Annotated in this window: 11 protein-coding genes and 1 pseudogene; 5 read left to right on the top strand and 7 right to left on the bottom strand. The window is 65.6% G+C overall.

Annotated elements, in window-relative coordinates; translation table 11 throughout:
* Window positions 1-147: 147 nt before the first annotated feature.
* The 4 genes from EKO23_RS01960 to EKO23_RS01945 are packed head-to-tail and all read right to left on the bottom strand — an operon-like array spanning window position 148 to window position 2,527.
* Window positions 148-1,509 carry an FtsK/SpoIIIE domain-containing protein gene (locus EKO23_RS01960; RefSeq protein WP_134713541.1) on the bottom strand — a complete coding sequence of 454 codons (1,362 nt, stop codon included), beginning with the start codon at window positions 1,507-1,509 and terminating at the stop codon, window positions 148-150.
* A gap of 3 nt (window positions 1,510-1,512) precedes the next feature.
* Window positions 1,513-1,779, bottom strand: a complete 267-nt coding sequence (locus EKO23_RS01955) for a hypothetical protein (protein WP_134713539.1) — start codon at window positions 1,777-1,779, stop codon at window positions 1,513-1,515.
* On the bottom strand, window positions 1,776-2,093 hold the full coding sequence (locus EKO23_RS01950) for a hypothetical protein (protein ID WP_134713537.1): 318 nt from the start codon (window positions 2,091-2,093) through the stop codon (window positions 1,776-1,778). Before EKO23_RS01950 ends, EKO23_RS01955 begins: the two co-directional genes overlap by 4 nt.
* Entirely contained in the window at window positions 2,093-2,527 is a 435-nt protein-coding gene (locus tag EKO23_RS01945; RefSeq protein ID WP_134713535.1) for a plasmid replication, integration and excision activator, read from the bottom strand. Before EKO23_RS01945 ends, EKO23_RS01950 begins: the two co-directional genes overlap by 1 nt.
* Before the next feature lie 136 nt (window positions 2,528-2,663).
* Here EKO23_RS01945 and EKO23_RS01940 point away from each other — a divergent pair, with 136 nt between their 5' ends.
* Together EKO23_RS01940 and EKO23_RS01935 are read left to right on the top strand one after the other, a co-directional pair.
* A complete protein-coding gene (locus EKO23_RS01940) occupies window positions 2,664-3,404 on the top strand; it encodes a helix-turn-helix domain-containing protein (protein WP_134713533.1) in 741 nt (246 codons plus the stop codon).
* Between the two features lie 23 nt (window positions 3,405-3,427).
* Window positions 3,428-3,901 carry an NUDIX hydrolase gene (locus EKO23_RS01935; protein WP_134713531.1) on the top strand — a complete coding sequence of 158 codons (474 nt, stop codon included), beginning with the start codon at window positions 3,428-3,430 and terminating at the stop codon, window positions 3,899-3,901.
* On the opposite strand, the gene EKO23_RS01930 is transcribed toward EKO23_RS01935, so the two are convergent.
* The 3 genes from EKO23_RS01930 to EKO23_RS01920 all read right to left on the bottom strand — a co-directional run bounded on the left by EKO23_RS01930 (window position 3,889) and on the right by EKO23_RS01920 (window position 7,427).
* Window positions 3,889-4,443 carry an HDIG domain-containing metalloprotein gene (locus tag EKO23_RS01930; protein WP_246050851.1) on the bottom strand — a complete coding sequence of 185 codons (555 nt, stop codon included), beginning with the start codon at window positions 4,441-4,443 and terminating at the stop codon, window positions 3,889-3,891. The genes EKO23_RS01935 and EKO23_RS01930 overlap by 13 nt on opposite strands.
* Window positions 4,444-4,578: 135 nt before the next feature.
* Window positions 4,579-5,799, bottom strand: a complete 1,221-nt coding sequence (locus EKO23_RS01925; protein ID WP_134713521.1) for a hypothetical protein — start codon at window positions 5,797-5,799, stop codon at window positions 4,579-4,581.
* Window positions 5,800-5,852: 53 nt separating this feature from the next.
* Window positions 5,853-7,427 carry an AAA family ATPase gene (locus EKO23_RS01920; protein WP_167880283.1) on the bottom strand — a complete coding sequence of 525 codons (1,575 nt, stop codon included), beginning with the start codon at window positions 7,425-7,427 and terminating at the stop codon, window positions 5,853-5,855.
* 448 nt (window positions 7,428-7,875) lie between these two features.
* On the opposite strand from EKO23_RS01920, the pseudogene EKO23_RS01915 reads away from it, so the two are divergent.
* The 3 genes and pseudogenes from EKO23_RS01915 to EKO23_RS01900 all read left to right on the top strand — a co-directional run.
* Window positions 7,876-9,183 (top strand): annotated as a pseudogene (locus EKO23_RS01915) (ISL3 family transposase); the annotation flags it as partial.
* A gap of 28 nt (window positions 9,184-9,211) precedes the next feature.
* Window positions 9,212-9,622, top strand: coding sequence for a VOC family protein (locus tag EKO23_RS01910; protein ID WP_134713517.1), 411 nt, complete (start codon window positions 9,212-9,214; stop codon window positions 9,620-9,622).
* 1,108 nt (window positions 9,623-10,730) lie between these two features.
* Window positions 10,731-11,327 (top strand): hypothetical protein, encoded by a 597-nt coding sequence (locus tag EKO23_RS01900; RefSeq protein WP_134713515.1) that lies wholly within the window; start codon window positions 10,731-10,733, stop codon window positions 11,325-11,327.
* Window positions 11,328-11,337: the final 10 nt, after the last annotated feature.

Below are 11,337 nucleotides of genomic sequence, written 5' to 3'. Positions count from 1 at the left end.
CGTACGCCTCGCACTCGGCGCGCACCGGACAGGCCCCGCACACGCACTGCATGGCCCTCTCCGCGGCCGGCGAGCAGTTCTCGGGCTCTGCGATCCACGGCAGCCCCCTGAACGCCGCACAGAGCGCCTGGTGCCTCCACCCATGGGTCATGACGCCCCACCACCCGCACGCGCCCGCTGGGGCCGCTTCGTCACAGGGGCGGGGACGGCGCCCCGGAGCTGGACGTGGCTGGGGGTCGCGAACTGCTCGGCCACCTCGCGGATCGCGTCGTCGGTCGCGAAGCCCGCCCGGACCCGGATCGGGTGCCCGCCGTCCTCCGGCAGCACGTAGCCGGTTCCGGGCATGTCGCGGGGAATCCGGTGGCAGAGAGCTCCGCTGAGCACCGCGGTCTCGCCCAGCACCATCGAGGCCTCGGACTGGTCCTTCAGGCGAAGGCCGACCATCTGGGTGAACAGCCCGCGGGAGGGGATGACCTCCTTGCGGGGGTCCTGGAGGCAGGCGAAGACCATGAACCCGGGTGCCCGACCTTGGGAGCAGAGCAGGTTGATCGCGGTCTCGGCCCGTCGCTGCAAGTCGCGCTCGGAGCAGTACGCCGTCAGCGCGGCCAGTTCATCGATCATCACGACGTGCAGTGGCTCCACGAGACTCGGCGTGTGGGATCGCACCCGGCCGGCGTACGCCTCGGCGCGTGCCCGCATGAGGTCGACGAGATGCTCGAGCACCGCAACCGCCTGAGCCGCGTCCGTGGCCGACATGGTGAAGAGCTGCCGGCCCATGGCGATCTCCATGCCACCCTTCAGATCGATACCGTGCAGCTGGGCGTGACCCGTTCTCACCGCAGGCGCCAGAGCGAACGCGAACGACCAGAAGACCGACCCCTTGCCTGCCCCGGAGCAGCCCGCCACGAGCGTGTGGGGACCGATCGGCAGCCGCCATGCCTGGCCGTCCTCCCGGCGGCCAAGGGCTACCGAGCCCACGAGCTCAGGGGAGGCGCCGGTCGCCGCAGCGAACGGGATGCCGAGGGTGTCCCCGACAGTCAGGGTGACCAGGACGTCCGTGGGGCCGTCAGGCTCGATCCGAATCCGCGCCGCACCGAAGGCTGAACGAAGGGCATCGGCTGCGACCTCGAAGTCACGGGACGTCTGGCCGAGCGTCGGGCGCACCCGCAGTTGGACATACGGGAACGAGCCCCGACTCCGACGCAGCTGCGGCGTCTCGCGTTCTGCCAGGCCGCACCGCGCGCAGACGGCGTGCCAGTCGCGCCGCACGCGTCGACGCCAGACCAGCACACGAACAGACCCGGTGCGTCGAGCAAAAGATGCCGGCAACCCCAGCGCCCACGCGAGAAGCAGCCCACCGAGCAGGGCAGCGGTCGCAAGGGCCAGCAGCGTCCAGGGCCAGGCAAGCCATCCCACGCCGAGTACGAGGCAAAAGTGGCCGGCCCAGCGACGGAAGGCACCGGCGGGCCCGACGGGCTCGGCGACAAGGTGGCTGGCGTGCAAAGGCATGGCTCACGCAGCGTCCGGGTCGTCCAGTCGGATGCGGGTAACGGCGCCGTTGAGCAGGCTGATCGCCTCGTAGGTCGTGGTCCGCGAGATGCGCAGCACCTCCTCGACGTCGTCGGCAGGCGCACCACTGAGGGCGTTCAGCACGCGCGTCAGGTCGTCAGTGCAGCCGTCCAGACGACGGACCAGGTCGCGCAGCTGGCCCACGGCGTCCTCCGGATCACGCGCGTCGAGGAACCGGATCCACTGGGTCGCGGTCGCCCGGGCGTTCACGTCGGCTCACCGAGGTCGGGAGTCAGGACGAGGTGAACACCCAAGAGCACGCCGGCCCAGCTGTCGGGCACTGGAGCGGGGCCGAGCTCGACGTCGTACAGGCCGACGATCTCGGACCCGATGCGTCGGATCGCCAAGACATCGGTCATGAGGACGGACACCGTGGGCACGCCGCTCTCCTCCGACGGAGGCGCGATGCCGACACTCTCGACTTGGGTGCCGGGTCCGACAGCGACGCTCGCACGGTTCAAGGCATCCGCAAGGTCGCCGAGGACCCAGTCACCCCAGGTCGAGGCGATGGCTCCGTCGAACATCAGGCGGCCGACTTGGCGTCCGCGGGCTTGGTCTCCGCGGGCTTGGTCGCCCGGACCGGGGCACGGACGTCGGCTGCGCGCATCGACCACGCGACCTTGGAGAAGTCGCCGTTCTCCTCGATGTACGCCGTGGCCGTCAGCTTGTCGAACTCCACTGGCGTGAACGGCAGCCCAGTAAGGGCCTCCGGAAGCACCGGCTGCACCTTGGCGGTGATCTTCACCGACAGCGTGCGGTTCGACTTCTTCGCGTCGGGGTCTCCGTCGACCACCTCGACCGACCACAGCAGCAGACCCGTGTCGGGGTCGACGGCCTGGACGAGCCGCTCGCGCGTCGACTTGTCGTAGTCCCGGACCGGCTGGACCTCGCCGACGGCGTACGCGCCGTTGGGAAAGGCCACACCGAACTCCACAGGGATCTTGCGGGGCATCGCCATGACGAACTCCTCTGTGTGGTGAGCGATTGCCTCCACTTCAGCCGTTGTCCACAGGACGCCAACACCACGTAGCCGGGACGGCTCAGGACGTCTAGCGTGACCGCAAACGTCCTAACACGTCCTCTCGGGAGAGCGCATGGGGAACGAACGGCTACGCAGTCAGATGCAGTCGGCCGGCATCACAGTTGGTGACCTGGCCACTGAGGTAGATGTCGATCCAAAGACGGTCCAACGTTGGCTCGATGTCGGCCGCGTTCCGCACCAACGCCACCGTCAGCGAACAGCCGCAGTGCTGGATAGCGAAGAGGAATACCTGTGGCCGGAGCTACTCGACGACCCACGCCGTCTCTCGGCGAGCCAGGCCGAGGTGCTTTCCCTCTACCCACACCGTGGAGCTGTACCCGGCGACCTTTGGAGCCGGTTGCTCGACCAGGCCACGGAGTGCGTGGATCTGCTGGCTTACTCGGGATTGTTCCTGTTGGACAGCCAGCCGACCTTCCTCGAGCGACTGATCGCGAAGGCCCGCACCGGTCTGCGGACCCGAGTGCTACTCGGCGACCCCGAAGCACCGGTTCTGTCGGAGAGGGGCCGCGAGGAGGGCATCGGCGAGCAGATGGGAGTCCGCGCTCAGCTCAGTATCGACGTCACCAGGGCCGCGAGGAACCAGGCCGACTTTGACGTGCGCACCCACGCCACGCCGCTCTACAACTCGATCTACCGATTCGACGACCAGGCCCTCGTCAACTTGCATGCGTACGGTTGGCAGGCGCCCCAGAACCCCGTCCTCCACCTCCAGCGAATCCCCGGAGGTCAACTGTTCGACCACTACCTGACCTCGTTCGACCGCGTTTGGGAGACAGGACGCGACGTCGTGTGAGCATGTTTGGCACGCTTGCCTGCATGGGACGCCGCATCGACTACCTGGATGACCCGAACGCGCCCGAGCCGAACAGCTTGGTCCCATCGGTCAACACGATCGTGACCAATGACCAGGGCGAGGTCCTTCTGATCCGGCGCACCGACAACGGAAACTGGTCACTCCCAGGGGGTGGCATCGAGCTCGGTGAGTCCGTGGCTGAGGCCGCCGTTAGGGAGACCCGCGAGGAAACCGGCGTCACCTGTGAGATCACCACGCTTGTTGGGATCTACTCCAATCCCAGACACGTCATCGAATACACGAGCGACGGCGAGGTGCGACAGGAGTTCACCATCGTCCTCACCGGCCGAGCAGTGTCGGGCGTGCCGACGCCGAGTGACGAGTCATCACACGTCGAGTGGGTCAACGGAGGTGATCTCAGTTCGCGACCCATGCACGACTCGATGCGCGATCGCATCGCCCATGCGACCAGCGAACAGCCGCCTCACTTCGACTGAGCGACGGAGGCATCCAATCTGCCGGCGATGCGCTCCACAGTCTCTACGATCACTGGCTCTGCTTTCGTGATGAAGCGGGACACCACGTCGTCCGGGCCGTAGCGCTCTCGAATCTCAACAAGCCGATCCTGCACAGTCATTCGTTGTCCATCAGGGCCCGTGGTCATATCGCAATAACACAGCGCGTCGTGTGGGAGCGTGTCGTCGTATGGGAACTCGACGAGCAGGTTCTTGGCCAGCCCACGCTCTTCGGCCTCAACGACGGCGTGAGAGTGGTGGGCTACGAGATTAACGACACGCTTGTCCGCCCCCGCGGCGCGCAGATAACGCGCCCCGTCGAGTGGGTGGAAGCCTGTCACTGCGATCGGCGGTGAATAGCCGATGTCGTGGAGCCAAGCGGCAGCCTCGAGCAGGTCCCCCTCAAGCCCAAGAGGCCCGGCCACATCAAGAGCTCGGTCAGCGACGGCCGCCACGTGGGCACGGCGCTGAGGTAGGGCCGCCAGGCACTCCCGCGCCATTTCCGCTGCCAACTCCGCCTTCACCTTGTCAGCCTACGGCGAGTCTGGAGGACCTTCCCCGAGCGGACACTCCAGCCCAGATAGACCCACGGTCGAACCGCCCACTATGGGCGCACCAAGCCCCCGTCAGGTCCCCGCACCCAGCGCCAGAGTTGCTGCCTAGTGGGCGTCCGACGCCGACGCTTCCGCAGTCTTCTTGCGAAGGCGGATCAGGCGGCCATGTCGACGCAGTACCTCCAGATCGTTTGAGCGCACCAAGCGCATATGGGCGACCCGGTGCCTGACCGGGAGGAGATCGGTCGCCAACTTTCGCCACTCAGGCTCGTTGAGCCCGAGGAACCGATCGTGTGCCGCTGCTTCCGCTGCTGCTAGTTCGAGCAGTCGCGACATCTGGAGCCAGTCGAGAGGACTACGGACGTCCGCGAGCGCCGCTGCATTCGGGATTGCATCGCGGCGAGCCAGCTCGATGATCCCCTCGCGATCCTGATCCAGAACGGTCTCGGCCCACTCATCTCCGAGAACACCCTGATAGTGCTGTGCCAGCAGGTGCCGAACCTCGCGCTCTAGCGCGAACAACTCGCTCGCGACCGCGGTCCACGAGGCCGGTGGCTCGATAACCCGCGACAGACTCTCCCTCAGGCCGGCAAGCCAAACATCTTCGTGGCCGCTGGGCAGCAGCTTGAAGCATCCGTTGTCTAGCGGCGTGAGGACACCGGCGGCCTTGAGGGGCAGCATCAACCGTTCATCGATATCTAATGCGTCAAGGTGGTCTTGCTGGCACTCAAAAAGCCAGTACTCGAGCCACGTGCAGAGTTCGGGGCCAAGCTCATCGAAGAGCGTGACGACGAACTCCTTCTCGCGTTCTGCTGCGAGAGCTCGCTTCCGGTTGCCGCCCATCTTCAACGCATCGATGTCCGAGAACATCCATATGAGTGCTCGGCTCCCGATGGCGAACGCCGCGACGTTGCTCTGTGAGGCTTGCGAGGCGACGCCAAGGCTCGCGGCAAGCTCGCGTGCTGCTCCCTCAGTCACGGGCTTCATCGCAACGGTTTCGGCATCAAGGAGGATCGAGCTACCTGCCATGGCCGGGAAGTCGTGCAACGGCCTTGTGGATACGAACACCACCCTGGCGCCTTGCTCCCGTGCTTCGGTAAGCGCGGGACGAAGATTGCTGAGTATCTCCTCGGTCCGAGGACTTCGCACATCGAGCCCGTCGAGGTCAATCAGCGCGACGTCATCGGGGGAAGGCGAACGGCACCATTCCGTGAGTTCCGCACCGTCAACGGGCAGCCATGCAGCGGTCGCATCGTCGAAACCGCTCGCGGCACGCGTGGTGAAGTCGGGTGTCCGGTGGAATGTTCCAACATGCGCGAACGCCAAGGCGCTAGGGAACCGTGCGGCCGCCAAGACTTCGGGGTACCAGGGCGACCCCATCACGCGATACCCACGACACGGTCATCTCTGAGTCGCCGACTTACCGTGCCGAGCGAAATGCGATCCGAACCCTCGACCAGTAGGTCCAGTTCAATCAGTCGTCTGGTCTCATCCGGGAAGGCATTCTGCACCTCAGAAATGTCCATGTCCCCGTCGATGAGTGTCTGCAGCAGATCGGCTTCGACTGGGTAGTGTCTCCAGAACGACTCGAACATCTGTCGCAGGCGCTCTGAGGTGTTTGTCTTCCAGGTCTGTACGGCGCCATCCACCTCGTCACTCGTGAGCCGCGGCTGCACCCTCTCAGAATCGACCTGCGCAACGACGGCGGCTGCGAGTGTTCGATGCAGAAACACTTGGCCACCGCTGTGCGCGAAGAGCGAGGTGAGTGCAGCCTCGTCCCAACGGATACCCATACGGTTTCCCACCTCGGTAGTGAGCGAGGAGATCTCCGGTCGAAGCATGGGCTGTAGGTAGTAGGTCTTCGCCCAGGAGAACAGCGGGTTCTCGACTCCATAGAGGGCGCCACGATGCGTCACGGCACTGGTGATGCCTGACATGAGTACGTTGAAATTCGAGTTCTCCTGAACCAGGCTTCGAATGGCCCCGAGGATCTCTGGAACTTCCGGGCGGCTCGCTGCCTCCAACATCTTCGAGTCCCCGACGAGATACTCGATTTCGTCGAGGGCGAGGACAACCTGGATCCCTCGCTTCGAGCAGTCGGCGAGTGATGCCTGCAGCGCCCGCCGCAACTGGCCAACGGATGCTTGGCCCGACAGATCCGTCAGTTCTGCCGTTCGCACATTGCGGCGTCGGAACTCCTTTAGGAAGGAGTCCCGCAGATCCTGCACGAACTCGATGCCCAAGCGAGGACTGTCCATGGGTAGTGTCTCAAGGTCTCTGAAAACGAAGATTCGCGACGACTCACTGGTCGCGAACCGCGCACCCAACTCCTTGATAAGGGATGTTTTTCCTGTCTTCCTTAGTCCAAAGACTCCGCACACATTGCCTTGCCTGATCTCCTCCTGGAGCTGAGTGAGGATGCGCCTGCGACCGAAGAAGTCTCGCCCCGTGACAGGGAGCGTCTCGTCGTAGAGGTTGCGGCTTGCGAGCGAGCGCTTCATCTCCACAAGCAGTTGCTGGGCGAGTCTCGGCGCATCCCCTTGGTCCGGAAGAGGGAGGGCAACGAACGGGTTCTCCTGCGACCAACGCTCGAGTTTCGCTCGGCCAAACGGGTCGCGTGTCGAGACAAAGACCAGGTGATCTTCACACATCCTGTGCGTCGCCAGATCCCTCACTCGTTTGGGGAATGACGCCACGGTGCGTGGCTGCAAGTCGGTCGCTTGGGTGTAGATAATCATCACGTCTCGCGTGATGCCAAACATCGCTGCGATATCTGGTCCGAACCGCATCGTTACGGCCCAAGTGCCATCCTGGTACCTGCGCGCAAAGGTGAAGTCGGACCGAAGCACGCGGATTGCTTCACGATGTCGCTCGGCGCGTGGGTAGTCCGCGTACAGCCGGGTGAGCTCGCGCAGCACGGTCTTGTTTGTCAACGAGTACTCGTCGCGCGCCACGCGTGCTGCTCCCAACCTCGGTACGGTCACATAAAGGCATCGCAGACAATGGTCCTCGACGCTCGTGTACGCCGAAGGTACGCCAGCCACCCGGCAGACGCCGACGTTCATCGCACAGTTGGGCGCTGATTTCCTCGGCGCCCTGCACACATCGCGGACCGGTTGGTCGTAAGGGTGCGCATAATCGAGGGGCCTGGGTCGCGTCACTCCGGTGCGCCCCGGCACTGCGTTACCCTCCGCGACTGACTCTTCGGTGTCCTCAAAGAGCATCGCTCGAGCATTTCTGACACTAAGTCAGGGCGACGTCATAAGCCGGCCAGCTGCCTTGTTGGGCTCTTCCCAGATGAGGGTGTAGCCCTGTGGGTCCGTCGGCGCGTCGTTGAGCGGGTAGGAGTCGAGGCCTCCCGAAGATGGAAGTTCTCACGCTCGCCATCTGGAAGACCTCGACGTGCCCGACGCTACCCCGCCGGTCGGCTTCGGCCGCCCCGACCTAACCACCTTCGCCCGGCTCGACCGGCTCGGCCTCGAAGTCGTTGGACAGCGACTCGAGCCTGACCGTGCGGTCCTCGCGTGCCGGGTCGCCGAACCCGATCAGTGGTGCAGGCGTTGCGGTTGTGAAGGCGCGCCGCGCGACAGCGTGGTCCGAAGACTTGCCCACGGGCCGCTGGGTTGGCGGCCAACGATGCTGGAAGTCGTCGTCCGCCGTTACCGTTGCAGCGAGTGCGGTCACGTGTGGCGCCAGGACACCAGCGCCGTAGCCGAGCCCAGGGCGAAGCTCTCGCGGTCCGGGTTGGCCTGGGCGTTGACGGGCATCGTCGTGCAGCACCTCACGGTCGCCCGGCTCGCCGAAGGCCTCGGGGTCGCGTGGGACACCGCGAACAGCGCGGTTCTGGCGGAGGGCAAGAGGCTGTTGATCAACGAAGCGGCCCGGTTCGACGGGGTGAAAGTCATCGGGCTCGACGAGCACCTGTGGCGCCACACCAGGCGCGGCGACAAGTACGTCACCGTGATCATCGATCTCACTCCCGTGCGGGACGCCACCGGACCAGCCCGCCTGTTGGACATGGTCGAGGGCCGTTCCAAGCAGGCGCTCAAGACCTGGCTCAACGAGCGTCCGCAGGCGTGGCGCGACGCCGTGGAGGTGGTCGCGATGGACGGGTTCACCGGCTTCAAGACCGCAGCTGCTGAGGAAGTCCCCGACGCCGTCGCGGTGATGGATCCCTTCCACGTGGTCCGCCTGGCTGGCGACGCACTCGACAAGTGCCGACGACGAGTCCAGCTCGCCATCCACGGGTTCAAGGACGACCCGCTCTACAAGTCCCATCGGACCCTGCACACCGGCACCGGCCTGCTCACCGACAAGCAGATCACCAGACTCACCGCACTGTTCGCCGACGACGCGCACGTCGAAGTCGAAGCGACCTGGGGCATCTACCAGCGCATGGTCGCCGCCTACCGCGACGAGGACAGGGCGCGTGGCCGAGAGGCGATGGTGAAGCTGATCGAATCGATCAGCACCGGCGTACCGAAGGTGCTCACCGAGGTCATCACCCTCGGCCGGACGCTGAAGAAGCGTGCTGACGACGTGCTCGCCTACTTCGACCGACCCGGCACCAGCAACGGCCCTACCGAGGCGCTCAACGGACGCCTCGAGCACCTCCGCGGGTCCGCACTCGGGTTCCGCAACCTGACCAACTACATCGCCAGATCGCTGCTCGAGACCGGCGGCTTCAGACCCCAACTCCTACACCCTCGATTGGAAATGAGCCCTCTATCGTCGGTCCATGACCACTCGACTGAACCCCTACCTGAGCTTCGCGGGTGATGCCTCGGCCGCCCTGGCGTTCTACCAGGACGTGTTCGGCGGCGATCTCACGATCAACCACTTCGGCGACTTCGGCACCGACGACCACGGCATTGGCGACCAGGTCATGCACGGCCAGCTGGAAACAGCGTCTGGCCTCACGCTGATGGCCGCCGACATGCTGCCGGGCGAGACGTTGCGGCCCGGGAACAACTTCGCGGTCAGCCTCGGCGGGGACGACACCGAGGAACTGCGCGGCTACTGGCAGGCGCTGTCGGACGGAGGGACCGTGACGGTCGAGCTGGCCACCCAGCCGTGGGGCGACGAGTTCGGGATGTGCGTCGACCGGTTCGGGACCTCGTGGCTGGTCAACATCGCCGGGGGCGGCTGACCTACCCGATCCGCGCTGCGCCCGGTCGGTCAGGCTGTCCGTCGGTACCGCAGGTCGGCGATGCCGCGGCCGGCGGCAGTCCCCTTGCGCTCGAACCTCGTCACCGGCCGCTCGGCCCAGCGATCGACCACGCCCCCTGCGCAGGGGGCCTGCCGGCCCTCCGATCGAGCGGATCGCGGCCGACGTAAGTCGGATCCACCACCAGCTGCTCAGCCTCCCCCCGTCGATGAGCCTGCCCGCGCGGGGGGTGCCGGCGGCCCGGCTGCGGGGCTGGCGCGCGGCCTACGACAACGTGCCCGAGACCGGCGGCTTCAGACCCCACCTACACCCTCGATTGGGATGAGCCGTCATACCGCCGCCAGCGAGCGCTATCCAGCGATCTTGTAGTGCGCAACATCAGATCTCGATGACATAGGCGTCGTGTCGGCGATCCTCGCCTCGTTCGCGAAGGCGGGATAGAGCTCAACGCTCAGCCCCCTTCCACGAGGCTGTGATCGATGCTCAACAGTCCCTGGATCTGGTGGGGTGCCTCCTCGGTGGGAAGTCGCAGGCCGAGCTGGGCGCCCCTCCAGGATGGATCGCCGACCACGTTGGGAGCCGCTCCGCTCACGGCCCGTCATCGCGTGGTTCCAGTCCCCGCCCCACACGCTCGGAGTCGCCGCTTCGATGCAGGCGACCGCCGATTCGGTCTCCGCTGCCGTAGTCGGTCCGTTCTAGGGCGGCTGTATGCAGCACGAGCGCCAAGGCAGAACCGATGAGCAGACCCGCATCCTATCGATCTCCACCATCGCCGAGGCCCCATGCGGATCAGGCAAGCGACGGAGCGGCTGGCGAGATGCCACGGCCGCCCAGCGCTGGCGCGGCGCCATCAAACTGCTGGTGGCTGGAGAGCGTGTGTCGGGAGCTGGACACGCTCCGACACCTCGGTGAGCAGCAACATGTCGCAGCGCATGGCCGCGATCTGTGGCAGCGCTTCGTCCTAGGTCGAGAGCGGCTCGGCACGTCGGCCCGCGGCCGGGTCCTGGAGTATCTGGCGCGCAACGGAGGACAGATGTCGCCGATCTAGTGCGGACCGCACCCGCAGTTACGCTGACCGTATCGTCTTCATATGGTCGACACGCCCATTCCCGTTGTCATGCCTCGAGTGTCGCTAGACGGCAAGGTTCCCCCTCGACTAGGTGTGGCCCTGGAGTCCCTGGTTGTCCACTGCAAGGAGGGCAGGGGTGCCGCTTCACTCACCGTCGACCGGGAGAGCATGCCCGAACTTCGAACTCTGGTGTCGCTTGGGCACACCATGCTCGAGGTGACGTTGGCAGGAGCTTCGATCTTCACGGGCAAGGCCCACGGCGTCGATTTGCTCGTGCGCGAGGCTGCTGCACCGCGGGTCGTTCTCCGAGCGAAGGGTGACGACCAGCCAGGCGGGACCATAGACCCCACGCCCCTGCGACTCGACCACGAGATCCTGTCACTGGTCGTTCGTCAGCGTCGGGGGATATCCCGCATTCGCTGTGTGACCACCGTCTTGACGCTGCGGCATGGCTGTCGAGTGGCGTTGACAACTGCGGACGCCGCCTTCGATGGATCATTTCAGGTGACTGAGATCTGGCATCGCTTCGATGGTCACCACGGAGCCCGGGTGGAGTTCATCGGTGAGGGAGTGGCCCCGACGCCGCATGCAGGAGAGCGCCCAACAAGCGGCTCGTAGCATCCAACCC

Source organism: Nocardioides guangzhouensis (assembly GCF_004519545.1).
Classification (GTDB): domain Bacteria; phylum Actinomycetota; class Actinomycetes; order Propionibacteriales; family Nocardioidaceae; genus Nocardioides; species Nocardioides guangzhouensis.
Note: the sequence above shows the minus strand (reverse complement) of the source record. Positions and strands in the feature narration are given on the sequence as shown.